21 protein-coding genes are annotated in these 26,078 nt (G+C 46.5%); 10 read left to right on the top strand and 11 right to left on the bottom strand.

Going from position 1 to position 26,078, the window contains the following annotated elements; translation table 11 throughout:
• Nucleotides 1-109 precede the first annotated feature (109 nt).
• Nucleotides 110-1,315 (bottom strand): nitrate/nitrite transporter, encoded by a 1,206-nt coding sequence (locus NST22_RS01920; RefSeq protein ID WP_003246358.1) that lies wholly within the window; start codon nt 1,313-1,315, stop codon nt 110-112.
• Between the two features lie 179 nt (nt 1,316-1,494).
• On the opposite strand from NST22_RS01920, the gene nasB reads away from it, so the two are divergent.
• The 5 genes from nasB to cobA all read left to right on the top strand — a co-directional run bounded on the left by nasB (nt 1,495) and on the right by cobA (nt 10,352).
• Complete coding sequence (gene nasB, locus NST22_RS01915; protein ID WP_003246389.1) at nt 1,495-3,810, top strand: assimilatory nitrate reductase electron transfer subunit NasB; 2,316 nt, start codon at nt 1,495-1,497, stop codon at nt 3,808-3,810.
• 6 nt (nt 3,811-3,816) lie between these two features.
• Nucleotides 3,817-5,949: an assimilatory nitrate reductase catalytic subunit gene (gene nasC, locus NST22_RS01910; protein ID WP_003246484.1), complete on the top strand. Its 2,133-nt coding sequence runs from the start codon at nt 3,817-3,819 to the stop codon at nt 5,947-5,949.
• Between the two features lie 121 nt (nt 5,950-6,070).
• Nucleotides 6,071-8,488, top strand: a complete 2,418-nt coding sequence (nasD, locus tag NST22_RS01905) for an NADPH-nitrite reductase (RefSeq protein WP_003234637.1) — start codon at nt 6,071-6,073, stop codon at nt 8,486-8,488.
• 31 nt (nt 8,489-8,519) lie between these two features.
• On the top strand, nt 8,520-8,840 hold the full coding sequence (gene nirD, locus NST22_RS01900) for a nitrite reductase small subunit NirD (RefSeq protein ID WP_003246252.1): 321 nt from the start codon (nt 8,520-8,522) through the stop codon (nt 8,838-8,840).
• Nucleotides 8,841-8,900: 60 nt separating this feature from the next.
• Nucleotides 8,901-10,352 carry a uroporphyrinogen-III C-methyltransferase gene (gene cobA / locus NST22_RS01895; RefSeq protein WP_003234641.1) on the top strand — a complete coding sequence of 484 codons (1,452 nt, stop codon included), beginning with the start codon at nt 8,901-8,903 and terminating at the stop codon, nt 10,350-10,352.
• A 31-nt stretch (nt 10,353-10,383) separates the two neighbouring features.
• Here the strand turns inward: cobA and ffoR are convergent, their stop codons facing one another.
• A complete protein-coding gene (gene ffoR / locus NST22_RS01890) occupies nt 10,384-11,394 on the bottom strand; it encodes a ferredoxin--NADP(+) reductase (protein ID WP_003234643.1) in 1,011 nt (336 codons plus the stop codon).
• 161 nt (nt 11,395-11,555) lie between these two features.
• Between ffoR and NST22_RS01885 the strand changes: the two genes are divergently transcribed.
• From NST22_RS01885 to NST22_RS01875, 3 genes are all read left to right on the top strand, one after another.
• Nucleotides 11,556-12,410: an alpha/beta hydrolase gene (locus tag NST22_RS01885; RefSeq protein WP_003246384.1), complete on the top strand. Its 855-nt coding sequence runs from the start codon at nt 11,556-11,558 to the stop codon at nt 12,408-12,410.
• A gap of 99 nt (nt 12,411-12,509) precedes the next feature.
• On the top strand, nt 12,510-13,394 hold the full coding sequence (locus NST22_RS01880; RefSeq protein WP_010886400.1) for a permease: 885 nt from the start codon (nt 12,510-12,512) through the stop codon (nt 13,392-13,394).
• A 4-nt stretch (nt 13,395-13,398) separates the two neighbouring features.
• Entirely contained in the window at nt 13,399-14,256 is an 858-nt protein-coding gene (locus NST22_RS01875) for a TIGR03943 family protein (RefSeq protein WP_003234649.1), read from the top strand.
• A gap of 36 nt (nt 14,257-14,292) precedes the next feature.
• On the opposite strand, the gene putR is transcribed toward NST22_RS01875, so the two are convergent.
• The 7 genes from putR to NST22_RS01840 form a co-directional block, all read right to left on the bottom strand.
• Complete coding sequence (gene putR, locus NST22_RS01870; protein ID WP_003234651.1) at nt 14,293-15,528, bottom strand: proline utilization transcriptional regulator PutR; 1,236 nt, start codon at nt 15,526-15,528, stop codon at nt 14,293-14,295.
• Nucleotides 15,529-15,680: 152 nt separating this feature from the next.
• Complete coding sequence (gene putP / locus NST22_RS01865; RefSeq protein ID WP_010886399.1) at nt 15,681-17,102, bottom strand: sodium/proline symporter PutP; 1,422 nt, start codon at nt 17,100-17,102, stop codon at nt 15,681-15,683.
• Between the two features lie 123 nt (nt 17,103-17,225).
• Nucleotides 17,226-18,773, bottom strand: coding sequence for an L-glutamate gamma-semialdehyde dehydrogenase (pruA, locus tag NST22_RS01860; protein ID WP_003234655.1), 1,548 nt, complete (start codon nt 18,771-18,773; stop codon nt 17,226-17,228).
• 16 nt (nt 18,774-18,789) lie between these two features.
• Entirely contained in the window at nt 18,790-19,701 is a 912-nt protein-coding gene (gene putB / locus NST22_RS01855) for a proline dehydrogenase PutB (protein WP_003246421.1), read from the bottom strand.
• 190 nt (nt 19,702-19,891) lie between these two features.
• Entirely contained in the window at nt 19,892-20,674 is a 783-nt protein-coding gene (locus tag NST22_RS01850) for a nucleotidyltransferase domain-containing protein (RefSeq protein ID WP_003246492.1), read from the bottom strand.
• An 83-nt stretch (nt 20,675-20,757) separates the two neighbouring features.
• Nucleotides 20,758-21,714 carry a cephalosporin C deacetylase gene (cah, locus tag NST22_RS01845; protein WP_003246400.1) on the bottom strand — a complete coding sequence of 319 codons (957 nt, stop codon included), beginning with the start codon at nt 21,712-21,714 and terminating at the stop codon, nt 20,758-20,760.
• A gap of 71 nt (nt 21,715-21,785) precedes the next feature.
• Nucleotides 21,786-22,760: a LysR family transcriptional regulator gene (locus tag NST22_RS01840; protein WP_003246430.1), complete on the bottom strand. Its 975-nt coding sequence runs from the start codon at nt 22,758-22,760 to the stop codon at nt 21,786-21,788.
• On the opposite strand from NST22_RS01840, the gene NST22_RS01835 reads away from it, so the two are divergent.
• Complete coding sequence (locus NST22_RS01835) at nt 22,683-23,639, top strand: methyltransferase domain-containing protein (RefSeq protein WP_306148843.1); 957 nt, start codon at nt 22,683-22,685, stop codon at nt 23,637-23,639. The genes NST22_RS01840 and NST22_RS01835 overlap by 78 nt on opposite strands.
• Nucleotides 23,640-23,666: 27 nt before the next feature.
• On the opposite strand, the gene NST22_RS01830 is transcribed toward NST22_RS01835, so the two are convergent.
• A complete protein-coding gene (locus tag NST22_RS01830; RefSeq protein WP_003246473.1) occupies nt 23,667-24,227 on the bottom strand; it encodes a shikimate kinase in 561 nt (186 codons plus the stop codon).
• Nucleotides 24,228-24,502: 275 nt separating this feature from the next.
• Here NST22_RS01830 and tmrB point away from each other — a divergent pair, with 275 nt between their 5' ends.
• Nucleotides 24,503-25,096 (top strand): tunicamycin resistance ATP-binding TmrB, encoded by a 594-nt coding sequence (tmrB, locus tag NST22_RS01825; protein WP_003246258.1) that lies wholly within the window; start codon nt 24,503-24,505, stop codon nt 25,094-25,096.
• 49 nt (nt 25,097-25,145) lie between these two features.
• Here the strand turns inward: tmrB and nadE are convergent, their stop codons facing one another.
• Complete coding sequence (gene nadE / locus NST22_RS01820; RefSeq protein ID WP_003246440.1) at nt 25,146-25,964, bottom strand: ammonia-dependent NAD(+) synthetase; 819 nt, start codon at nt 25,962-25,964, stop codon at nt 25,146-25,148.
• Nucleotides 25,965-26,078: the final 114 nt, after the last annotated feature.

Here is a 26,078-nt window from a genome sequence, read left to right as displayed (position 1 = left end):
ACTCCTCTCACTAACAAATCGTAATAATTACTATTTATTTTGATCGGTTCACTGTTGAAAATCAAGAGAAAATAAAAAAGACACGCACAAACGCGTGTCCGTCAAAATCCTAAACATCCGCCGGGCTGCTTTCCGCGCTCCAGCTTTTCCGCCAGTAATAGCCTGCGGCAAGCACAAGTGCAAACGCCAGCAGCGCGATACAGGAAAACGTGATAAAACCGATAGCATATGTGCCTGTCATCTGTTTGAGAGATCCTAAGATGTTCGGCAAGAAAAACCCTCCGATTCCTCCGGCCGCACCGACGATTCCCGTCACCATGCCGATTTCTTTGCGGAAGCGCTGCGGCACGAGCTGGAATACTGCGCCGTTTCCCATTCCGAGCCCCATCATTCCGACAAACAATAGAACAATAACCATTGAGAGAGATGGCAGGCTACTGACTCCGGCCATACACAGTGCCACGATGACAAACAATACAGAAAGAACTTTCGTGCCGCCGACACGATCTGAAATCAAGCCCCCGACAGGCCGGAAAAAGCTCCCCGCCGCCACACATAATGTAACGAAGTCCCCTGCGTGAATTTTTGACAGCTGGTATTGATCAACAAAGAAAATAGATAAAAAGCTTGAGAGCCCGACAAATCCGCCAAATGTGACGCTGTACAGCAGGCAGAAAAACCATGTTTCCTTTTGCCCAAACACATGCAGATAGCTTTTGAGCGGCTGGGGAGACGGCTGTGCAGGGGAATCCTTTGCCATGGATACAAAAAGAATAAAGACGATCAATAATGGAATTAGCGCAATTCCCATGACAATGTGCCAGCCGAACTGCTCTGCCAGACGAGGGCCAAACAGGGTTGCAAACAACGTGCCGCTGTTCCCCGCTCCGGCAATCCCCATCGCAAGTCCCTGCAAATGAGGCGGATACCAGCGGCTGGCCATAGGCAGCGCTACAGCAAAGCTTGCTCCCGCCACGCCAAGCAGAATCCCGATGGCATACAGCTCAGTCAGGGAACGGCCGCCGAATGTCCCCCAAAGCAGCGGAATCATCGTCACCAGCATCCCGATCACTGCCGTTTTTTTCGGTCCGATTCTGTCCGTTAAAATACCAAGAATGATACGAAACACAGATCCAGATAAAATCGGCACAGCTACGACAAGCCCTTTCTCAAAAGGAGACAGGCCAAAATCCTGAGAAATATAAACACCCAGCGCCCCAAGCATAACCCATATCATAAAACTGACATCAAAGTATAAAAAGGAACAGAGCAAAGTGAGTGGATGACCGCTAGTTTTCAGTTCCGACAGCTTCATAAGATTCCCCTTTCTAGACCCTCATTATTTTACATTTTCTGAATCAAGGATATAGGACCATTATTTTCTGGAAAAGACATGTGTAAGTTTTTGTGACACGTTTAATGCGTTAACAATGCATTGTGACATAATTTTTAATAGGAGAAAACTTACGAGCTTCGCCAAAGGAGGTCTGATACATGAAGAAACAAAGATTAGTGTTAGCGGGAAACGGCATGGCCGGAATCCGCTGTATTGAAGAAGTATTAAAGCTGAATCGCCACATGTTTGAGATTGTCATTTTCGGAAGCGAGCCGCATCCCAATTACAATCGCATTCTCTTATCCTCTGTATTGCAGGGTGAAGCGTCACTCGATGATATTACACTGAACAGCAAGGATTGGTACGACAAGCACGGGATCACGCTTTACACAGGCGAAACGGTTATTCAGATTGATACAGATCAGCAGCAGGTCATCACAGATCGGAAACGCACTCTGTCGTATGACAAATTAATAGTGGCAACAGGCTCCTCCCCTCATATTCTCCCTATCCCCGGGGCAGACAAAAAAGGTGTCTATGGATTTCGGACAATAGAAGACTGCCAAGCGCTGATGAACATGGCCCAGCACTTTCAAAAGGCTGCGGTAATCGGAGCCGGCTTATTAGGACTGGAAGCTGCAGTAGGTTTACAGCATCTCGGTATGGATGTCAGCGTCATTCACCACTCCGCCGGCATTATGCAAAAACAGCTCGATCAAACAGCGGCGCGGCTGCTGCAAACAGAGCTGGAACAAAAAGGCCTAACCTTTCTTTTGGAGAAAGACACCGTCTCCATTTCCGGCGCCACGAAGGCAGACCGAATCCATTTTAAAGATGGCTCTTCATTAAAAGCAGACTTGATTGTGATGGCGGCCGGCGTCAAACCGAATATTGAATTGGCTGTATCCGCTGGAATCAAAGTGAACCGCGGGATCATCGTGAATGACTTCATGCAGACAAGCGAACCGAATATCTACGCCGTTGGTGAATGCGCTGAGCATAACGGAACGGTGTACGGATTGGTGGCTCCGCTTTATGAGCAGGGAAAAGCGCTCGCCAGTCATATTTGCGGCGTTCCATGTGAGGAATATCAAGGCTCAGCACCATCTGCGGCGTTAAAAATAGCTGGAATCGATGTGTGGTCAGCAGGAAAGATCCAAGAGGATGAACGCACGACGAGCATCAAAATCTACGACGAACAAGCAGGCGTTTATAAAAAAGCGCTTTTTGTAGATGACAAACTGGCCGGCGTTATTTTATTCGGAGACACCCGTGACAAGCAGCGGCTTCTCGACAGCCTGCTTAAACAACGAGACATCTCCATTGCCAAAAAACAGATCATCGAACCGGAGACAAGCGGCCCTTTATTTGAATCCATGCCTTCCAGTGAAACGATTTGCCAATGCAACACAGTGACGAAAGGCGCGATTGAAGACGCGGTGCACACGAATAGCTTAACAACTGTTGAGGAAGTCAAGCACTGCACCAAAGCCACTGGGTCCTGCGGAGGATGCAAACCGCTCGTTGAAGACCTTTTGAGATACATGACCAACAGCGAATATACGAAGCCCGCCAGCACACCTTCGTTTTGCAGCTGTACTGATTTTACAGAAGACGACATCATCGCTGAGCTTCAGCGCAGGCCATTCACTAATCCGGCAGAAGTGATGAACCAGCTTGACTGGAAAACAAAAAACGGATGCAGTACTTGTGTTCCTGCGATTCAATACTATCTGGAAATGCTGTACCCTGGGTTTGTCCAGCCTGAGCCAGCCACTGAAGAGACATGCATCCTGATTCCGCAAATGTACGGCGGGCGGACAAACGCGGAGCAGCTAAGAACCATCGCCAACATCATTGAGGCATACAGCATTCCCGACGTATCCATCACTCACGGCCAAAGGCTGAAGCTTTCCGGGATCAAGCCTGCGGATCTCCCGAACATGAAAAAAGACCTGAAAATGCCCGTTTACACTAATGAACACCGACACGCGCTGCAAAGCATCAAAGCATGTACATGCGGGCAAAATCGATCGATTCAGCAGCTGGCAGCCCAAATCGAAAGACAACTTGAGATGCTTCCCTTACCCGCTCCCATTTCTATCAGCTTATCATGTGAAACAGACTGCACCGAGGCCGCCCTGCAAGATGTCGGCGCAATTCGGACACAAGCTGGCTGGGACATTCACATCGGCGGCGTCCGGGGAACTCATGCCCGTTCAGGAGCTTTGTTTTGCGTGACTGAGAACGAAGACAGCACTGCCGGCATGATCAAAGGACTGATCCAGTATTATCGGGAAACGGCTCATTACTTAGAAGGTGTTCATCAGTGGATAGACCGTCTCGGGATCGTTCATATCAGAGAAGTGCTATTCGAAGAAGACCTAAGGGCACAGCTGCTGGAAAGCCTCCAAACAGATCTGTCACTGATTCAAAACCCGACTGTAGAGACGGGCGCATATAAGAAAGGATGAGGCATTTTGACTGAACGACTGCTTAGATATTTCCGTGATAAACAGCAAGACGTCCAATCAGAAAAAACATATGACACTCAATGCCCGTTTTGCAGCATGCAGTGCAAAATGCAGCTCGTGGAACAAACCATCGTCACGCGCAAAAAGTACACTGCGATCGGGATTGATAATCCTACGACACAGGGTCGGCTATGCATCAAGGGCATGAATGCTCACCAGCATGCCTTGAACTCCTCCCGCATCACCCGGCCGCTGCTGAAGAAAAACGGCGAGTTTATGCCTGTTTCCTGGGAAGAAGCACTGAATCATATCAAAGACCAAGTGACAATGATCCAAACTGAACACGGACATGACGCCATGGCGGTATACGGAAGCGCCTCGATTACAAATGAAGAGGCGTATTTGTTAGGGAAGTTCGCACGAGTAGGCTTACAGACAAAATACATCGACTACAACGGGAGACTTTGTATGTCCGCAGCAGCCACCGCAGCCAACCAAACATTCGGCGCGGACAGAGGCTTAACGAATCCTTTATCAGACATCCCCCACACCCGTGTGATCATTCTGGCCGGCACCAATATTGCGGAATGCCAGCCTACGATTATGCCGTATTTTGAAAAAGCGAAAGAAAACGGAGCTTACTTCATTGCCATTGATCCTCGTGAAACAGCGACAACGAAAATCGCCGATCTTCATCTGAAAATCAAACCCGGCACAGACGCCGCCCTTGCCAACGGTCTCGTCAAAATCATCATTGACGAACAGCTTATAAACGAGGATTTCATTCAATCACGAACAAATGGATTCGAAGAGCTGAAGCAGCATACTGACTCGTTGGACCTGAATGACATCGCCGAACAGACGAGTGTCTCGCTGGTGGATATAAGAAAAGCTGCTGTGAAGTTTGCCAAGGAAACGTCCGGCATGCTGTTTACAGCCCGCGGGATTGAACAGCAAACCGATGGAACAGCGGCTGTGAAAGGCTTCTTAAACATGGTGCTGATCACAGGAAAAATCGGCAAACCTTACTCGGGCTACGGGGCGATCACCGGACAAGGCAACGGGCAAGGCGCCAGAGAGCATGGCCAAAAAGCCGATCAGCTTCCAGGCTACCGTTCTATCGAAAACGAAGAACACCGGGCGCATATTGCGAAAGTGTGGGGAATCCATCAGGATGAACTCCCGCGAAAAGGTGTCTCAGCCTATGAAATGATGGAAAAAATCAATGACGGCGACATCAAAGGACTGTTCCTCATGTGCTCCAACCCTGCTGTTTCCAGTCCAAATGCAAATCTCGTGAAAAAGGCTTTAAGAAGACTGACATTCTTTGTCGCAATCGATTTGTTTATTTCTGAGACTGCGAAATACGCAGATGTGATTTTACCTGCCTCCTCTTACTTAGAAGATGAAGGCACCATGACAAATGTAGAAGGACGCGTGACATTAAGAGAAGCAAGCCGGCCATGCCCCGGCGAAGCAAAGCATGATTGGCAGATCATTTGTGATCTCGCATCCGCTCTCGGCAAGGGCCGCTACTTTTCTTATACGTCAGCGGAGGATATTTTCAATGAATTGAGAGAAGCGAGCCGAGGCGGGATTGCCGATTATTCAGGCATCTCATACGGCAGGCTCAGACGTGAAGGCGGCATTCATTGGCCGTGTCCGGAATCTGATCATCCCGGAACTGGGCGCTTGTTTACAGAATCATTTGCTCATCCGGATCAAAAAGCGGCATTAAGTGTGATTCCAAACGAACCACCTGTTCCAAAAGAGAAGCCGACAGCCGATTATCCGCTTTATTTAACGACAGGCAGAGTCATGTCTCACTACTTAACAGGCGTCCAAACAAGAAAAAGCGCCGCCCTTGCCGCGAGACATTTTGAATCGTTTATGGAGATCCATCCGCAAACAGCAGCGACCTACAATATCGAGGACCGTGTACTGGTAAAAATAGAATCGCCGCGGGGAAGCATCACCGTCCGCAGCAAATTATCAGAACAAATCAGAAAAGATACCGTTTTTGTTCCCATCCATTGGGCAGACGCTCAAAATGTGAATGATTTAATCGGGGAAGCCTTAGATCCAGCCTGTAAAATGCCCGGTTTTAAGGTATGCGCCGTCCGAATCATACCTATTTAAATTTTTCATAAAATTTTTAGAACTTTTCGTATATTTTGTTACATTTTATAACATGTATCTTAAATATTCCTTTTTGCTGTGCTACGCTGGAAAAAACATTTGATAAGGAGCGGATCATCTGATGGGAAAAAAACAGCTAGTTCTTGTTGGTAATGGAATGGCCGGGGTAAGGGCCATTGAAGAGATACTGAGTGTTGCTAAAGACGAGTTTCAGATCACAATTTTCGGTGCCGAACCGCATCCCAATTACAACCGAATCCTTTTGTCAAAAGTGCTTCAAGGCGATACAGATATTAAAGATATTACGTTAAACGATTGGGACTGGTACGAAGAAAACAACATTCAATTGTATACAAATGAAACAGTCATCAAAGTGGACACGGAAAACAAAACAGTCATCACAGATGCAGACAGAATCCAGCCTTACGATGAATTGATCCTGGCGACAGGATCGGTCCCTTTTATCCTTCCGATTCCGGGCGCAGACAAAAAAGGCGTCACAGCTTTCCGGGACATAAAAGATACAGACACAATGCTCGCCGCGTCAAAACAATATAAAAAAGCTGCCGTCATCGGCGGAGGACTACTTGGTTTGGAAGCAGCTCGCGGACTGCTGAATCTCGGCATGGACGTGTCCGTCATCCACCTTGCCCCATTCCTGATGGAGCGCCAGCTTGATGCAACGGCAGGACGCCTGCTGCAAAACGAGTTAGAAAAACAAGGTATGACCTTTTTACTTGAAAAGCAAACAGAAGAAATTGTCGGTGACGACCGTGTCGAAGGCCTCCGATTCAAGGATGGCACAAGCATTGAAGCTGATTTAGTCGTCATGGCTGTCGGCATCCGCCCAAATACAACGCTCGGGGCCGAGAGCGGCATTCCGGTTAACCGCGGCATCATCGTCAACGATTATATGCAGACTGAAATCCCGCACATTTACGCGGTCGGCGAATGTGCCGAGCACCGAGGAATCGCCTACGGGCTTGTGGCGCCGCTGTATGAACAGGCAAAAGTGCTGGCAAAGCATATGTGCGGCATCGAAACAAAACCGTATGAGGGCTCCGTTCTCTCCACACAGTTAAAGGTATCAGGCGTCGAGGTCTTCTCTGCCGGTGACTTTAACGAATCAGAGGAGAAAAAAGCGATTAAAGTCTTCGATGAGCAGGACGGCATCTATAAAAAAATTGTCCTGAGAGGCAATCAAATTGTCGGTGCTGTTTTATTCGGCGACAGCAGCGAAGGCAATCGCCTGTTTTCTATGATTCAAAAAGAAGCCGATATCTCTGAAACCTCTAAAATATCAATCTTACAGCCCCTCAGCCAGGAAGCAGGCACAAGCATAACCGCAGCGATGAGCGACGATGAAATCATCTGCGGCTGTAACGGCGTGTCAAAAGGTGCGATTATTCAAGCCATACAGGAAAAGGGCTGCTCGTCAACGGACGAAATCAAAGCATGCACCGGCGCATCCCGCTCATGCGGAGGCTGTAAGCCGCTCGTAGAAGAAATCCTCCAGCATACGCTCGGATCAGACTTTGATGCGTCAGCGCAAAAAGAAGCCATTTGCGGCTGCACCACATTGTCGAGAGATGAAGTCGTAGAAGAAATCAAAGCCAAAGGGCTGTCACATACAAGAGAAGTCATGAATGTGCTCGGCTGGAAAACGCCAGAAGGCTGTTCTAAATGCCGACCCGCTCTGAACTACTACTTAGGCATGATCAATCCAACCAAATACGAGGATGACCGGACATCCCGCTTTGTTAATGAACGAATGCACGCCAATATTCAAAAAGACGGAACATACTCAGTCGTTCCTCGGATGTACGGCGGCGTGACCAACTCCACAGATTTGCGCAAGATCGCCGATGTCGTTGACAAATATGAGATCCCGCTCGTGAAAATGACAGGCGGCCAGCGAATTGATCTTATCGGCGTGAAAAAAGAAGACCTTCCGAAGGTATGGGAAGATCTTGATATGCCATCGGGCTACGCGTACGGAAAAACGCTCCGCACAGTGAAAACATGTGTAGGCGAGCAATTCTGCCGCTTCGGCACACAAGACTCCATGGCACTGGGCATTGCGCTTGAGAAAAAATTCGAAGGGCTGAACACGCCTCACAAAGTCAAAATGGCCGTGTCTGCCTGCCCGCGAAACTGTGCGGAATCCGGCATTAAGGACCTTGGCGTTGTCGGCATCGACGGAGGCTGGGAGCTTTATGTCGGCGGAAACGGCGGAACCCATTTGCGTGCCGGCGATTTGCTGATGAAGGTGAAAACAAATGAAGAAGTCTTAGAATACGCGGGCGCTTACCTGCAATATTACAGGGAAACCGCAAACTATCTGGAGCGTACGTCCGCATGGCTTGAGCGCGTCGGTTTATCCCATGTCCAATCCGTGTTAAACGATCCGGAAAAGCGGCAGGAGCTGAACGGCCGAATGAATGAAACACTCTCTGTCCACAAGGATCCGTGGAAAGACTTTTTAGAGGATAAACAAACCTCTAAAGAATTATTTGAAAATGTCGTGACCACATCATAATGACAAAAACTATCATTGAGGAGGAATGGACATGGTAAACAAAGACGTAACAAAAGTATGTATCGGAAAAATTGAAGAATTGCCTGAACAATTAGGCAAAACAGTGTATATTGAAGATAAGGAGCTCGCGGTTTTCAAGCTTTCAGACGGAAGCATCCGCGCCATTGAAAACCGCTGTCCGCATAAGGGCGGCGTCCTGGCAGAAGGCATCGTCAGCGGTCAATATGTTTTCTGCCCGATGCACGACTGGAAAATTTCCTTAGAAGACGGAATCGTCCAAGAACCTGACCACGGATGCGTCAAAACATATGAAACGCTGATCGAAGGAGAACATGTTTATCTCGTATATTGATCAAAAGACCGGATCACTTTTCTAGTGGTCCTTCATTTTTTACAGTGACGGAAGGATGACATGATCATGAAGAACGGAATCGTATATTTCGTGGGAGCCGGACCCGGCGACCCAGGCCTGCTCACCATCAAAGGAAAACAGGCGCTCAAGGAAGCAGATGTGATTTTATATGACCGGCTCGCCAACCCGAAGCTGCTCGAATTTGCATCACCGGACTGCCAGTTTATTTATTGCGGAAAACTGCCAAACCGCCATTTTATGAAACAAAAAGAAATTAACGCCCTGCTGGTTGAAAAAGCATTAAATGGGTTAACCGTCGTTCGCTTGAAGGGCGGAGATCCGAGCGTATTCGGCAGAGTCGGCGAGGAAGCAGATGCTCTTCATGAGCACGGCATTCGCTATGAAATGGTGCCGGGAATCACCTCTGGAATTGCAGCGCCGCTATATGCGGGCATCCCCGTCACGCATCGGGATTTTGCATCGTCTTTTGCCATGATTACAGCGCATGATAAATCATTAAAAGGCACGCCGAACCTTGACTGGGAAGGGCTGGCCCGAAGCGTTCAAACCCTTGTTTTTTACATGGGTGTCAAGAACTTGTCTTATATTTGCCAGCAGCTTATTTCATACGGGAAATCGCCTTCTGTCCCTGTCATTGTCATCCAATGGGGAACGTGGGGCCGCCAGCGGAGTGTGAAAGGAACACTTGAGAACATTCAGCAAAAAGTGCAGGAACACCAGATTACAAACCCTGCGATTATCGTCATCGGAGACATCGTCAACTTTCAAACACACAGCTGGTTTGAAAGCAAACCGCTCATCGGACGGCATTTGATGGTTGTGACTCATGGCGAAGATGAAGACCCGCTTGCAGACAAGCTGCGCGATTCCGGCGCCGATCTCATCGAGTGGCCGAAATGGCGGACCGAAAACATGCCTGTCAATGAAGAAATTCTTCGAAAGATTGGCACCTTTGAAGACGTTTTTTTCACATCGCGCCGGGCGGTTTGTGAATTTTTCAGAGCACTGGCTTCTCAGAAAATCGACATCCGCCAGCTGACAGCCAAACTGAGTGCAGCATCTGAGCAAGCAAAGACAGAGCTTGAGAAACGGGGCTTTCTTGTCACCGCCATTCAGCCTGATTCAGAGAAACGTCTTGTTGTCGGGAGCCGCCATGCAGTGGAAAACATGCAAAAGCATGAATCCTGTTCGTTTTATATCACTCATGAAAACGTCATAGATGACCGGTTCACCCACATGATTCAGCGTACCATCAGTGAATCCCCGCTGCACATGGTCATTTGCCCAAACAAGCTGTCCGTTCAGCAATTGATCAATGGTGGCGAACAAATTGGCATTTTGCCGGAACCGTCAGCAAGCCGCCCTCCTATCGTCTGCATAGGCGATGACTCAGCTGCCGGCATTTATGGATTCACAGCCGTACAAGAACAGGATGAATTGCTAGCTTTCATCCACAATCAACATGCAGAGAAAAAACTCCTTCACACCTGATGGCAAGCAGCCCTTTTCCTCAAGGGCTGTTTTATTTATGCACCAATTTTTTATGATGGGTGGAATACATCGCCATATTCTCGGCCTTAGGGTCCAGATAAGCCTTGGCACTGTTGACCGCTGTCGGGCCTTCCGTAAATCCGCCGGCAATCAATCTCAGCTTGCTTTCATAAAAAGCCGCGTCGCCCGCCACAAACACGCCCGGAAGATTCGTTCGCATATGTCTGTCAGCTTTCACCCTTCCTTCTTCAATCTCCAGCCCCCACTCCATCATCGGCCCGAGATCAATTTTGAACCCATGATTAATGATCAGCTCATCAATTTCTATGTCTTTCCTCTGGCCAGACTCAGTATGACAAACGGTCACGCTTTTGATGCCCTCTTCATCTCCGTTCAACTGCTCCAGCCGATAAGGCGTAAGCACCCGCACCGATGATTGCTTCATTTTCGTCACGCTGCTTTCCATTCCGCCGAATTCCTCACGCCGATGAACGACAGTCACAGACGCCGCAATCGGTTCAAGCTCATTAGCCCAATCGACCGCAGTATCTCCGCCGCCTGATATCACCACGCGTTTCCCTTTAAACGCATCGAGCTTCTCCACTCCATAATGAAGATTTTTGCCCGCATATCGGGCCGCATCCTCGCTGTCAAACTCATTGACCTCAAGTGTACCCATGCCGCAAGCCAAAATCACAGTTCTTGTATAGTGCTTTTTCCCTTCAGAACCCGTCAGAACAATGGTGCCGTCATCTAGGCGTTCAAACCCGGTCACACGCTGATTCAATACGATATCAGGATCAAACGTTGCCGCCTGCTCCTTCAGCTGCTCGATCAGCTGCTTTCCCGCAATCCCCGGTATGCCGCCGATATCGCGAATGATTTTCTCAGGAAAGAATAAAGACACCTTCCCTCCGAGCTTCGGCAAAAATTCGATTACCTTTGTTTTCAGCTCCCGCATCCCGCAGTAAAAAGCAGTAAACAGCCCGATCGGCCCCCCGCCTATAATCGTAACGTCATATACCTCTTGATTCTCAGCCATCCGTCCTGCCTCCCGTTCACATCTATATCAAAGTTTTAATTGAGAATGAATATCAATACAAAGTATATCATATTTCAAGGGCCTTTGTTTATTCATTTCTTCTACCTTGTGGTCAATTGCTGAAAACTCTATAATAGGCAAAAACCAATTGGGTGAAACAGATGAAAAGACGAGTTGAAACGATCACCTTCGATGGCGGTACACTAGAATATTCTGTGACAGGCAAGGGAACTCCGATCCTTGTCATGCATGGCGGGCATTCAAATTGTTACGAGGAATTCGGATACACAGCGTTGATTGAACAAGGGTATTCCATCATTACGCCTTCAAGGCCTGGCTATGGACGGACGTCAAAAGAAATTGGAAAAAGTCTTGCCAATGCCTGCCGTTTCTATGTGAAATTATTAGATCATCTACAAATCGAGAGTGTCCATGTGATCGCCATCTCAGCAGGAGGGCCGAGCGGCATATGCTTTGCCTCACATTATCCGGAAAGAGTAAATACATTGACCCTGCAATCCGCAGTCACCAAAGAGTGGCTCACCCCAAAAGACACTGAATATAAATTGGGGGAAATTCTCTTCCGCCCGCCGGTGGAAAAGTGGATATGGAAGCTGATTTCTTCCTTGAATAACGCTTTCCCGCGTTTGATGTTTCGAGCTATGAGCCCCCAATTCAGCACGCTTCCGTTTCAGCGAATCAAGTCCTTGATGAATGAAAAAGACATAGAAGCATTTCGGAAAATGAACAGCCGGCAGCGCTCGGGTGAAGGATTTCTGATTGACTTGTCACAAACCGCCGCTGTCTCTTTAAAAGACCTGCAAGCCATCATATGTCCCGTGCTGATTATGCAAAGTGTTTATGACGGATTGGTTGACTTGTCACATGCACATCATGCAAAAGAGCACATTCGTGGCGCTGTTCTCTGTTTGCTTCACTCATGGGGACACCTGATTTGGCTCGGAAAAGAAGCTGCAGAAACAGGCAGTATCCTACTCGGCTTTTTGGAATCCTAACCAAAGTGAAACGATCCTTTCCCCTCCTCCGTCAAACAAGCAGTGCCTTTTTTTCTGGTATCATAAGAAAGGCAGCTTAACATGAGCGGAGGTTTTATTGTGACAGCACAATCATCTTTTCTTCAGCTGAATTCTATTTTTATCAGCATTTTAATAGAAGCCATTCCGTTTATTCTGATTGGCGTCATACTTTCCGGAATCATTCAAATGTTTGTTTCTGAAGAAATGATTGCAAGAATCATGCCGAAAAACCGTTTTCTCGCCGTTTTATTCGGTGCGCTGGCCGGCGTTTTATTTCCCGCCTGCGAATGCGGCATCATCCCGATTACGAGGCGGCTTCTGTTAAAGGGAGTTCCTCTGCATGCGGGCGTTGCTTTCATGCTGACCGCGCCTATCATTAATCCTATCGTTTTATTTTCTACTTATATTGCGTTCGGGAATAGATGGAGCGTGGTCTTTTACAGAGGCGGACTGGCTCTCGCCGTTTCGCTGATCATCGGGGTCATCTTATCCTATCAATTTAAGGATAACCAGCTTTTAAAGCCTGATGAACCCGGGCACCACCATCATCATCACGGCACCTTGCTCCAAAAACTGGGCGGGACCTTGCGGCATGCCATTGATGAATTTTTCTCCGTGGGGAAATATTTAATCATCGGCGCCTTTATCGCAGCCGCTATGCAGACGTATGTCAAAACATCCACTCTGCTTGCGATCGGGCAGAATGATGTATCCTCTTCCCTCGTGATGATGGGTCTGGCGTTTGTCCTGTCGCTTTGTTCAGAAGTTGATGCGTTCATCGCGTCTTCCTTCAGCAGCACGTTTTCATTAGGATCGTTAATCGCCTTTCTCGTCTTTGGTGCAATGGTGGATATTAAGAATCTATTGATGATGCTTGCGGCCTTCAAAAAACGATTTGTTTTCCTGCTGATTACATACATTGTCGTGATTGTTTTAGCGGGATCACTACTGGTAAAGGGGTGATTGGATGTTTCGTTTATTGGTGCTGATGGGATTTACGTTTTTCTTTTATCATCTGCATGCCTCAGGAAATCTAACAAAATATATCAATATGAAATATGCCTATCTTTCCTTTATTGCGATCTTCCTGCTGGCCATTCTGACCGCCGTCCAAGCATATCTATTTATCAAGTCGCCTGAAAAAAGCGGACATCACCATGACCATGATTGCGGGTGCGGCCATGATCACGAGCATGACCATGAACAAAACAAGCCATTTTATCAGCGTTATTTGATTTATGTTGTTTTTCTTTTTCCTTTGGTGTCAGGCATCTTCTTCCCGATTGCAACGCTTGACTCATCCATAGTCAAAACAAAAGGGTTCTCGTTTAAGGCGATGGAGAGCGGAGATCACTACTCCCAAACACAGTATTTGCGGCCTGATGCCAGCCTTTATTACGCGCAAGACAGCTATGACAAACAAATGAAACAGCTGTTTAATAAGTATTCCAGCAAAAAAGAGATTTCTCTGACCGATGACGATTTCCTAAAAGGAATGGAAACCATCTATAACTATCCGGGTGAATTTCTCGGACGGACGATAGAATTTCATGGATTTGCTTACAAAGGAAACGCAATTAACAAAAATCAGCTGTTCGTATTAAGGTTTGGCATCATTCACTGTATCGCTGATTCCGGCGTGTACGGGATGCTTGTGGAATTTCCGAAGGACATGGACATCAAGGATGATGAATGGATTCACATTAAGGGCACTCTGGCCTCAGAATATTACCAGCCATTCAAGTCAACTCTCCCTGTCGTCAAAGTAACTGACTGGAATACCATTAAAAAACCTGATGATCCGTATGTTTACAGAGGATTTTAAGTGAAGACGAAACCAGTACAAGTACTGGTTTCTTTTTTATTTCTTTTTCATCAGCATCAAATCGAGATAGAGCTGGCACCGCGTTCTGAAATCGCTTAAATCGATCGACGTCATCTCAGTAATCTGTTTGATGCGGTAATTCAATGTATTTTGGTGAATAAACAGCTGTTCTGCCGCTGGTTTTGTTTTGCAGTTGTTGAGGAGATAGATTTCCAAGGTTTTGAGCAGCTCAGTGCTGCTTTCTTCGTCTTTTGCTTTTAATAAAGCTAAATCTTTATTCTCGTATTCTAAAAATTCATTTTTCTGTTCGATGCTTTCTAAATAGCGGTAAATGCCGAGTTTGGCATATTCATATGGAATGTTTTCCTGATTGCCGGTGATTTCTGCGGCTTTGATGACTTCAAGTGCTTCTGTGTAGCTCTTGCCAAGTTTTAATAGGTGATTATATTCGTTTCCGATACCGATATAAATAGGGGTAGGTATTTTTTGAAAGTGAAAATGTGTTAACAGCTTGTTAATAAACTCAGAAGCTGCTGAGGAGACGGAGCTTTTTTGGGAAAAACTCGCTACGACGATGACAATGTTTGATTCGATCGTTAAGACATGACTGACCTTATCCCGTAAATTCAGGTACGACCTGATATTTTCCTTTAAATCCTCAACCGCTTCCCCATCCCCATTTGCGGCGTGCAGGATAACAACTGAAAACATGGAAGGCAGCACGGTGTTGATCCTTTCAGCTTCCCGTCTGAGTTCCTTCTCAGAGGTAAATTGCTGATAGATCGCCCGTTTGATGAGATCCTCTGCTTTTTCTTCCTTTTCCTGTTTCAATTTATTCGTTTTATAAATGATTTTCCCGACATGGAAGGAGGTCTCGTACAAAAAGTCGAGCTCTTCATCCGTCAGATTTTGGTCCAGCTCCTGAATCCAGATGTAGCCCATGACTTCCCCTTTGTGCTTTGCACTCACGACCACCCTCTGGTTTAACCCAATGCTTTCAATTTTATTGACGCGAAAAGGCTCAGGCTCTGTTTTCAATTTTTCAATAATTCCGTCCTTCAGAAACCTCTCAAAAATCTGGACCGGACACTTTTTCGAAAAAATAGTCTGCTGGTTGGCAGAATCAAAATGGTTAATATAGTAAGAATTATAGGCTAACAAAAAGAAATCCGCGCTTTCCAGTATCACTGGCTTTTGCAGTTCATAGCTAATAAAATCAATTAGCTTATCAACATCTGAAAATGAAAAAACTCTCTCTAAAAGCTCTTCCATACCTTTTTCTCCTATACTTTTTTTACTTTAATCATATCCATACGGGGTCTTTTTGTATAGAAAAAAATACGTTTGTTTCCAAAAGAAAAAAATGGCCGCTTAAAAGGAGAAAAGAGGAAAAAGGGACAGCCCCTTCCTCCTCCTTTCGATCTTTATTGCGACATTGTATCTTGGTAGTCGTTGAACTGGTCTGTGACAGCTTGTGACGGAGCCTGCGTCAATATGCTGACAAAAAAGACAGATAATAGACTCGCAGCAAAACCAGGTATCATTTCATACAGAAAGTCCGAAAGACCGGCATTCGCCCAAATGATTACAGTCGCTGCTCCCACAATCATGCCGGCGAGTGCCCCCCATTTGGTCATTCGTTTCCAAAACAGACTGAGCAGTACAACTGGCCCGAATGATGCACCGAAGCCCGCCCACGCGTAGCTGACCAATCCAAGGATGGTGTTATTTTTCTCCCAAGCCAGAACCAACGCGACAATTGAAACAGCCAGAACAGCCAGTCGGCCTAAAAACACCAGTTCTTTATCTGAAGCTGAGCGTCTGAACATCGACTTATACAAATCTTCTACCAGAGAGCTTGATGTCACAAGCAGCTGGGAAGAAATTGTACTCATAATCGCGGCCAAAATCGCTGAAATCAGAAAACCCGTGATAATCGGATGGAACAAGATATTCCCTAATTGAATAAAAATCGTCTCTGGGTCCTTCAGTGTCATGCCGCGCTGATGGTAATAAGCGATTCCGCCCAAACCGGTCAGCACTGCGCCTACTGCAGACAAAATCATCCAGCCCATCCCAATTCTGCGCGCTCTTTTGATCTCTTTGACAGACGTTATCGCCATAAAACGCACAATAATATGCGGCTGGCCAAAGTATCCCAGCCCCCAGGCAAACAAAGAAATAATGCCAAGGACGCTCGTTCCTTTGAAAATATTAAACATATCAGGATCTACAGAGCGGATTTCAGCAACTGTATCACCTGCTCCTCCCGTGTGGAAAAACGTAACGATCGGCACAAGAATGAGTGCGGCAAACATAATAATCCCCTGAACAAAATCTGTCCAGCTGACTGCCAAAAAGCCGCCAAACAGGGTATATGCCACAACAACACCCGTCACAATCCACAGGCCGGTGTGATAATCCATCCCCAAGATGCTGTTGAATAAGACGCCGCCGGACACCATTCCGGACGATACATAAAACGTGAAAAAGACTAAAATGACAATTCCCGAAAACAGTCTGAGAAGCTTTGTTTGATCTCCGAAGCGATTTTCCAGGAATCCGGGAATTGTAATAGAATTCCCCGCTTTTTCAGTATAGGTTCTCAGCCGTGGTGCGACGTAAAGCCAGTTCGCCCACGCTCCAAGGCAAAGTCCGATGACGATCCAAGCGCCGCTCAGACCAGTAGAAAACATGGCGCCCGGAAGCCCCATTAGCAGCCAGCCGCTCATATCGGCAGCGCCGGCACTGAGAGCGGTTACTGCCGGACCCAAAGAGCGTCCTCCCAGCATATAATCCGTCAGATTCGACGTACGCTTGTAAGCAAAGTAGCCGATTAGCAGCATTCCCGCCATATAAATACAAATCGAAATAATCAGCTGTGTGTTTTCTATGGCACTTCCTCCTCTTTTTTATAGTATATGGATGAAATGGACACCCCCGCAGGGAGGATGCCCATTTAGTCCCGCTTAGAACATTTCACTGATTGTTTTTGCTTGCATATGCAGAGCCAAGTAATCCGGCCCGCCTGCTTTTGAATCCGTTCCCGACATTTTGAAGCCGCCAAACGGATGGTAGCCGACGATAGCACCTGTACAGTTGCGGTTGAAGTATAGGTTTCCGACATGGAATTCCTGTTTCGCACGCTCGATGTGCTTGCGGTTGTTTGTGATAACCGCGCCTGTCAAACCATATTCAGTATTGTTTGCCACTTCTAAAGCTTCATCAAAGTCTGACACTTTACAAAATGCAACGACAGGTCCGAAAATTTCTTCCTGCATGAGTCTTGCTTTCGGATCAAGGTCAGCGAAGATCGTCGGTTTGATGAAGTATCCTTTCGAATCATCACCAGTACCGCCGCTTACTAAACGCCCTTCCTGTTTTCCGATCTCAATATAGCTCATAATTTTATCATAAGAACCTTGGTCAATGACAGGTCCCATATAAACATCTGCACTGTCAGGTTTAGCTGTTACTTTTGATTCCGTAATTTCAATGACACGCTCTAATACTTGATCATACACTTTTTCATGAACTACTGCACGTGAACCTGCAGAGCATTTTTGTCCCGCAAAGCCGAATGCTGAAGTAAAGATCGATTGAGCCGCTAATTCAATGTCCGCATCCTCATCAACAACAACCGTATCTTTACCGCCCATTTCAGCGATGACACGCTTTAAATGCTGCTGGCCCGGCTGAACCTTCGCCGCGCGTTCGAAAATTCTCGTACCAACTTCTCTTGATCCCGTAAATGTGATAAGGCTTGTTTTCGGATGGTCAACAAGATAGTCGCCTACTTCCGCTCCGCTTCCCGGAACAAAGTTGACTACGCCTTTTGGCAATCCGGACTCTTCAAGCACCTCAACAAATTTTGCTGCAATAACAGGTGTAGCACTCGCAGGTTTCAGAACCACTGTGTTTCCAGTAACGATCGGCGCCACTGTTGTGCCTGCCATGATCGCAAACAAGAAGTTCCAAGGCGGGATAACGACTGTCACTCCAGTCGGCGTGTATACATATTGGTTTTTCTCGCCTTCACGGCTGTTGACCGGTTTGCCTTTTGCCAGTTCGATCATTTGGCGTGCATAATACTCCATGAAGTCAATCGCTTCAGCCGTATCGGCATCCGCCTCGTTCCAAGGCTTTCCTGCTTCTTTCACAAGCAAAGCTGAGAATTCATGTTTTCTTCTGCGGACTTTGGCAGCAGCGCGGAACAGGACAGCCGCTCTCTCTTCAGGAGACGTGTATCTCCACTCTTCAAATGCTTTTGCAGCCGCTTGAATCGCTTGCTCAGCGTGCTCTTGAGACGCTTTTGACACTCGGCCGACGACTTCTTCTTTATCAGCTGGGTTGATTGAAACGATTTTCGCTTCCGTTTCCACTCTCTCGCCGTTAATGACAAGCGGATAGTCTTTTCCTAAATATTCGCTTACTGTCGCAAGCGCTTTTTTAAACGCTTCCACGTTGTTTTGATCTTGGAAATTTGTGAATGGCTCGTGTTTGTAAGGTGTTGTCATGATAATCTCTCCTTTTTTACTTCTTTGTCATTCCTTTGAAAGCAAATGCAATGTTTGACGGACGTTCTGCAAGGCGTCTCATAAAGTAGCCGTACCAATCCTCGCCGTATGGCAGGTAGACTCTCATGTTATAACCTTCTTTTACGAGGCTGAGCTGGGTTTGCGACCGCATGCCGTACAGCATCTGAAATTCAAACTTGTCATTGGCAATGCCATGTTCCTTGGCAAGCTGCTTTGTAAAGTCGATCATTTTGTCGTCATGTGTGGCAATCGCTGTATAGTGACCGTTTAAGAGCTGCTTTCGGATGATTTTTTTGTAATTTTCATCGACATCGCTTTTCTCCGGGAAAGCTACTTTTTCTGATTCTTTATAAGCTCCTTTTACAAGGCGAAGGAACGGGTTTAAAGAATCCAAATCGTCAATGTCTTTTTCCGTCCGGTACAGATAGGCTTGCAGCACTGTGCTCACATGCTCGTATTTCTTTCTGAAATCTTTGAAAATATCAAGCGTTTTCTGGCATCTGACTTCGTCCTCCATGTCAATGGTGACCATGATTTTATGTTTCTCGGCCGTCTGAAGGATTTTTGTCATATTTTCATACACCAAATCCATATCTATATCCAAACCTAAAGACGTCATTTTTAAAGAAACGTGTGAGTTCAGCTCCTGATCCGCGATGGTCGCAATGGTTTGAATGCACTCTTCCGTACGCTCCCGTGCGACCTCGGCGCTGTTCACAAACTCGCCTAAATGATCGACAGTAACTGACAAGCCTTGGCTGTTAAGCTGTCGAATGGTCGGGATTGAACTGTTAAAGTCATTCCCGCCGATAATTTTACCCGCTGCTACCCGACTTCCCCAGTTCCTCGCCATTTTATTGAGAAAGCCGCTTTTGGATAAAAATAAGAAAAAATCTCTTGTGATCACTTCCAACCTCAACACCCCGCAATCTAAGAAGTATTTGTATGAGTTTATTGTAAATGGACAAAACCAGCGTTCACAATATTCTCAAAATACAAAGATTCTGATTATTTTTGTGGGTTTGCCACAATCAGATAGTTAGAAAGTCGGGGGGGGATTCTGTCGAATAAAGGAGAAAAGGAAGCGACAAAAAACATCAGCTTCCTCCATCCTTCCACACTTCTTCAACCGTATTCAAAAGCAAACGGTTCAATTCAGATGTCATATCTTTTTTCTCTGCCTTCAGTTCTTTTGCCGCTTCCATGATTCTTTCGATTTCCGTTTCAATGAATTGGTGAATAACATCGATTCTTGCTTCGAGGTCAAGCTCTTCCCCTCTTCTTTTCCGTTCAAGCAAGGTTTCCATTTCAGCCTTCAGCTCGGGTTCAGCAACAAGTTCATTCATCAAAACAGTAAAGTCCATTGGCGGTATGGTTCCGTGCTTTTCAATCCATTGGCAGGCCAAAATAGGCCGAAGAACGTAGAAGTACTTTTTAATTTTGACCTCTTGTCCTTGTAGATAATCCTTGACGTTCCTTCTCGCCATATTGATATAGTGATACACGCTTGCTTCAGGCTTAAATGCCTCCGTGCGGAGTTTTCTTAACTGCTCTGCGGTCGTAAATGCTTCATAATACACAATGTCTGAGGACAGCCATTCGAGTAGCGGAGGGTTTGACTTTTTGAAAAGCCGAAGCGTTTTTCTCAGCTCCCAGCCGCTGATATCCAGCAAATCGTGAATCGGTTCCTCAATGACATCACGCTCCTGCTCAATTGAAAAGTACCACTCCTTTTTCGGAACATAAATAAAGCGGACGTCGTAATCACTATCCTGCGAGGGAAATCCCCATGCGCGGCTTCCTGACTCGACGGCATACACGATTTTGACTCCGTATGACTGCTCGATCCGTTTTAATTCATCAATGATTCTTTGTTTCATATCTATTCGTCTCCAGTCTGTTCTCATTCCGGCAGTTTGCAGAAAAAAACCGCCTGATGATATGCGGCGGCTTTTCACATTTATCAGCCTTTAAGATGCTGCTTAAAGAAAGCAAGTTTTTCAGTTTGAAAAGCAGGGATATACTCATGTCCGAAGTAGCGGTACACCTTCAGCTCTTTCTTTGTTTCCAAATGATTGTAGGCGGCAAACACGGTGGACGGCGGCGTGACCTTGTCAATCAGGCCGATTGACATCAGGACAGGCACCTTCACTCGGTCAGCGAGATTCATAATATCGAAATATGAAAGTGTCTTCATCGCCTGCACTTCTGTTTCCGGGCTGCCATTTCTTCTGAAGAAGGAATTGATTTCAAGGTACGGCTGTTCAAGCGCCACATCAATGGCCCGTTCGAAGTTGCTTAAATAAGGATAATCGGCAACCGCGGCTTTTGGAATGTCTGACAGCGCTGCTGCGGCAATGGTTAAACCTCCGCCTTGGCTTCCTCCTGTCACACCGATCCTTGTTTCGTCAACCTCGTCGAAGCTGCTGATGACCTCAAGCGCGCGGACGGCGTCCAAATAAACACCGCGGTAATAGTATGTATCTTTATCAAGAATTCCTTTCGTCATCCAGCCCAAAGCGTGACCGTGCGGTGAAATACTCGTATCCTCGCTGCTCTGCTGGCCGCGGACAAGCATGCCGAATGTGGCGTAGCCATGGAGTGCCCAGTTTACCATTTCATGAATCTCACCATCATAGCTTGCATTGTAGCCATGATATTTCACGATCGCCGGATGCGGGCCTTCCTTGTCAGGCACCGCGTACCATCCGGTAATGCGGGCGTTTCCGAAGCTTTTATATGTGAGACGGTACACTTTTACTCCGTCAGCAGGATAGTCAACCGGCTGTAAATCAGGTTCTGCTTGGACTTTTGCAAGTTCCTCCAAAGACAATTTCCAAAACTCAGAAAAATCTTTCGGTGCTGTTTTTTCAGGCTTATATGTTTGCAATTGGTCGAGCGGCAGATCGAATAGTTGCATTTCCGATTATTCCCCTTTGTTTTATAAGATTTAGTTTGTATTCCTATACTACCACGTTTCGTCTTTGTTTTCTAAATATTTTCATCTTTGTTTCCCAGACAGCCTTCATCAAACGTTTGTTTAAGACTTTCCCGGCTTAGTTCCATAAAGGCCTGGGCCGTCAGACTGACATAGCGGTTCTTTAAAAAGACAAAGACGAGGGTTCGTGATGGCGCGGATTGAATCGATAAATAGATCACACCCGGATCTTTATCCCTTCTGACCATATTCGGTGCCATTGTCACACCTAATCCGTTAGCCACAAGAGATTGGGCGGTTTCAATATGGCTCGTCTTAAAGGCAGCATTCGGCTTAAAGCCGCTTTCCGCACAGAGATCGAGAACTGTCCTGCGAAAGCCGAAGCCTTCTTTTAACAGAATAAAGGGCACGTTCCTTACCATGTCAATCGGCACACACGGCTGGCGTCCCTCATCTTCTTCCAGCGCTTTCTCAATCAGCGCGACCAATTCCGGCGGCATCCACCTTTGTTTTTCCTTCGGCACCGCGAGAACAACCGGTTCCGTGAGCAAGGGTGTAATGGAGAGCCGTTCATCCTCGATGGGCAAGGATAAAACAGAAAGGTCAACTTCTCCCTTTGCCGTCATCTTCTCTAATGAAACCGGATCTTTTTCAACAAGCTGAACCTCCACATGAGGATAGCGCGCCAAAAACTGCTTCAGCAGCGGAGGAAAGAGATATCTCCCTGTTACAGCAGGAATCCCGATGGATAATTTATGACCGATTCCCTGTGATCGCTCCTGCATTTCCCGAAGCAAATCATCTCTGGAACGAATGATGTCCTCGGCTTTTTCAATGAAACGCCTGCCGTGAGGTGTCAGTGTAACAGAGCCATGGGATCTGTGAAAAAGGGTAAGCCCCAGCTCAGCCTCAAGCTTTTTGATTTGCTGGCTGAGAGACGGCTGTGCGATATGAAGATGTTCCGCCGCCTTTGTAAAGCTTTGGCGCCGGGCAATTTCCGCTGCATATTCCATCACTTTAATATCCATTTCAGCCTCCATAGGTTGAACCTATCATTTTCATCATTTTTATATCTTGGACGAATCATAACAGAAATTGCTAACATAATCCATATCATCATTTACGAAAAGAAGGAGCTGGTTCAAATGACAAATGAAACACCGTTTTCTAAAAACGCCGAGATGTATCGGGATGAAAAGGTATTTGCCGAGGGGGAAGATTTGGGGTTGATGATCAAAACAGCGGAATGCCGGGCAGAGCATCGAGTGCTGGATATAGGAGCGGGCGCCGGCCATACGGCGCTGGCATTTTCTCCTTATGTACAGGAGTGCATCGGTGTTGATGCAACGAAAGAGATGGTTGAGGTTGCGTCCTCCTTCGCGCAAGAAAAAGGAGTTGAAAACGTACGCTTTCAGCAAGGAACGGCAGAGTCACTCCCCTTCCCCGACGATTCATTTGACATCATCACCTGCCGATACGCAGCCCACCATTTTTCAGATGTCCGCAAAGCTGTCAGAGAGGTTGCACGCGTACTAAAACAGGACGGACGTTTTCTCTTAGTTGATCATTACGCGCCTGAAGATCCCGTTCTTGATGAGTTTGTCAATCATTTGAACCGGCTTCGAGACCCTTCCCATGTTCGTGAAAGCTCATTATCAGAATGGCAGGCGATGTTCAGCGCCAATCAACTGGCCTATCAAGACATCCAAAAGTGGAACTTGCCGATTCAATACGATAGCTGGATCAAACGAGGCGGAACCCCCGCTGACCGAGAAAAACAAATCATTACCCACTTGAATCACGCATCAGACGAAGCACGCGACACGTTCTGTATTACATTGAACCAAAACGGACAGCCCATCTCCTTTTGTTTAAAAGCGATTTTGATACAAGGGATAAAACGATAAAAAAAGCCGTGCGCTGCGCACGGCTTTTTACATCGGCTGATAAAGATCCCAGCCAATTTTTAATGTCTCAACAATGTAATCGGCAACCTCTTCCGGGGAAAGGTTGTCTGTTGCCACTTTTGAATTGTGCTTGTCATAAATGACTTTTCTTTCGTTAAACAGCTGTTCCATTTCATCCATTGAACGGTTATGCAGTACAGGGCGGCTTTCGATCAATAAATCCGCGCGCTGCTTCCAGTTCTCCCATGACAGGTCCAGATGAAGCACGAGACAGTTTTCCAGACAGCAATTTCTGATTTCTTCTTGTTTAAAAGATCCCCCGCCCAGAGATACGATTTTGAATCGTTTATGATGGCAGATGTCTAAAATATATTCCTTCTCCGTTTTCCGGAAAAAGTCTTCTCCCTTTTTCTCAAATATCTCAGGAATTGACATATTGAAATCCTTTTCGATCTGCTGGTCAATATCAATAAAATCTCTATATAATTTTTTAGCGACCAATTGGCCGATTGTTGTTTTTCCTACACCCATGAATCCGATCAGGACGATATTTCTTTCTCTTACTGGGATGGCTCGTTTAGCGTTCATCTTCGGCGAAATCCTCCTAAGGAATGAAATTATATATTCATTATATGCTTATTTAGCGAATATTTATATAGATACCGGCTTTACCGGTCAAGCTTATAGTGCGCTTTGTTGTAGCCATTTTTGCCTGAATGACATTCATTGTACAACATTTCTGCAGGTATTTTAATACTTCGACGCAAAAAAGCGTTAAAACCTTCCGCCTTTATTGTTTTTCCAGCTGACTCTTCGATGGAAGGGTCTTTTTCTGTATGATAAATAGGAAGGGAGAAATGGCGATGATCATTTGGATAAACGGGGCATTCGGTTCGGGAAAAACACAAACAGCCTTCGAACTGCACAGAAGGCTGAACCCATCTTACGTGTATGATCCCGAGAAAATGGGTTTTGCGCTGCGCTCCATGGTGCCGCAGGAGATCGCAAAGGACGATTTTCAAAGCTATCCTTTATGGCGGGCGTTCAATTACAGTTTGCTAGCTTCTCTGACAGATACATACCGCGGCATCCTTATTGTGCCTATGACGATTGTACACCCTGAATACTTCAATGAGATCATCGGCAGGCTCAGACAGGAAGGCAGGATCGTTCACCACTTTACACTAATGGCTTCAAAGGAAACCTTGTTAAAAAGGCTGCGCACCAGAGCAGAAGGAAAAAACTCATGGGCCGCCAAACAAATTGACCGCTGTGTTGAAGGATTATCATCACCCATTTTTGAGGACCACATTCAAACAGACAACCTGTCGATTCAGGATGTGGCAGAGAACATTGCCGCGAGAGCCGAACTCCCATTAGATCCTGATACAAGAGGCAGCCTCCGAAGGTTCGCCGACAGATTAATGGTAAAGCTGAATCATATCCGCATCAAATAAAGCTTCTGTACACGACAAAAGCCCGCTCCGAGAGCGGGCTTTCTTCAACTTATTTCCACCAGTCATCAAACATAGACGCCGGAACCTGGCGTTTATGTTCAGTCATGCTGTAGCGTTTTTCCAGCGCTTCTGATACTTTCGCTGATACTTCTTTTCCTTCGAGATAATCGTCAATCTCGTCGTAGGAAATGCCAAGCTCTGTTTCATCCGACTGCTGCGGTTTTTCGTCGAGCAGATCGGCAGTCGGTTCTTTTAAGTATAAGCGTTCCGGTGCACCCAGCTCTTTCAGCAAGGTTCTTCCCTGGCGCTTCGTCAAGCCTGTCAGCGGCAGGAGGTCTGCTCCGCCGTCACCGTACTTCGTAAAGAAACCAGTCACTGCTTCAGCAGCATGGTCTGTTCCTAACACAAGAAGACCTTCCTGGCCGCCGATCGCGTATTGCGCGATCATTCTTGTTCTTGCTTTTACGTTTCCTTTATTAAAGTCCGTCAGCTGATCGCCTGTTTCCTGCTGATACTGATCAGAAAAAGCGCTGACTGTCGATTTAATATCAAACTTCCATGATTTATCCGGCTTAATAAACTTCAAAGCAAGCTGGGCATCGTCTTCATCCTGCTGTGTGCCATGCGGAAGACGGACCGCGATAAATTGAGCGTCTCCGCCCTCCTCGCGAATGCTCTCCACCGCAAGCTGAGCGAGTCTTCCCGCAAGTGTTGAATCCTGGCCCCCGCTGATTCCCAATACAAAGCCTTTAGCACCGGTTTTCTTTACATATTGTTTTAAAAAATTGACTCGGTCCTCAATTTCTTGCTTTGGATCAATTGAGGGCTTCACATGTAACTCACGCATAATCTTTTCCTGCATGCTCATCCCAATCATTCCTCCTGTACATTTTCCCTTATTACTGATCATTTCCCTAAATCAATGAAAATGAATCATGACTGTTATGTATCCCTATTAAATATAGCACAGGTCTTCATTCAC

The organism is Bacillus sp. PS237, from assembly GCF_037963345.1.
In the GTDB taxonomy this organism is placed as follows: Bacteria; Bacillota; Bacilli; order Bacillales; family Bacillaceae; genus Bacillus; species Bacillus subtilis.
Note: the sequence above shows the minus strand (reverse complement) of the source record. Positions and strands in the feature narration are given on the sequence as shown.

Excerpts from the sequence above, each read along its gene's own strand:
- NST22_RS01920 (WP_003246358.1), bottom strand. The coding sequence starts at position 1,315 with ATGAAGCTGTCGGAACTGAAAACTAGCGGTCATCCACTCACTTTGCTC.
- nasB (WP_003246389.1), top strand. The coding sequence starts at position 1,495 with ATGAAGAAACAAAGATTAGTGTTAGCGGGAAACGGCATGGCCGGAATC.
- nasD (WP_003234637.1), top strand. The coding sequence starts at position 6,071 with ATGGGAAAAAAACAGCTAGTTCTTGTTGGTAATGGAATGGCCGGGGTA.
- nirD (WP_003246252.1), top strand. The coding sequence starts at position 8,520 with ATGGTAAACAAAGACGTAACAAAAGTATGTATCGGAAAAATTGAAGAA.
- cobA (WP_003234641.1), top strand. The coding sequence starts at position 8,901 with ATGATCATGAAGAACGGAATCGTATATTTCGTGGGAGCCGGACCCGGC.
- ffoR (WP_003234643.1), bottom strand. The coding sequence starts at position 11,394 with ATGGCTGAGAATCAAGAGGTATATGACGTTACGATTATAGGCGGGGGG.
- NST22_RS01885 (WP_003246384.1), top strand. The coding sequence starts at position 11,556 with ATGAAAAGACGAGTTGAAACGATCACCTTCGATGGCGGTACACTAGAA.
- NST22_RS01875 (WP_003234649.1), top strand. The coding sequence starts at position 13,399 with ATGTTTCGTTTATTGGTGCTGATGGGATTTACGTTTTTCTTTTATCAT.
- putR (WP_003234651.1), bottom strand. The coding sequence starts at position 15,528 with ATGGAAGAGCTTTTAGAGAGAGTTTTTTCATTTTCAGATGTTGATAAG.
- putP (WP_010886399.1), bottom strand. The coding sequence starts at position 17,102 with ATGCTGCTAATCGGCTACTTTGCTTACAAGCGTACGTCGAATCTGACG.
- pruA (WP_003234655.1), bottom strand. The coding sequence starts at position 18,773 with ATGACAACACCTTACAAACACGAGCCATTCACAAATTTCCAAGATCAA.
- NST22_RS01850 (WP_003246492.1), bottom strand. The coding sequence starts at position 20,674 with ATGAAACAAAGAATCATTGATGAATTAAAACGGATCGAGCAGTCATAC.
- cah (WP_003246400.1), bottom strand. The coding sequence starts at position 21,714 with ATGCAACTATTCGATCTGCCGCTCGACCAATTGCAAACATATAAGCCT.
- NST22_RS01835 (WP_306148843.1), top strand. The coding sequence starts at position 22,683 with ATGAAGATGTTCCGCCGCCTTTGTAAAGCTTTGGCGCCGGGCAATTTC.
- NST22_RS01840 (WP_003246430.1), bottom strand. The coding sequence starts at position 22,760 with ATGGATATTAAAGTGATGGAATATGCAGCGGAAATTGCCCGGCGCCAA.
- NST22_RS01830 (WP_003246473.1), bottom strand. The coding sequence starts at position 24,227 with ATGAACGCTAAACGAGCCATCCCAGTAAGAGAAAGAAATATCGTCCTG.
- tmrB (WP_003246258.1), top strand. The coding sequence starts at position 24,503 with ATGATCATTTGGATAAACGGGGCATTCGGTTCGGGAAAAACACAAACA.
- nadE (WP_003246440.1), bottom strand. The coding sequence starts at position 25,964 with ATGAGCATGCAGGAAAAGATTATGCGTGAGTTACATGTGAAGCCCTCA.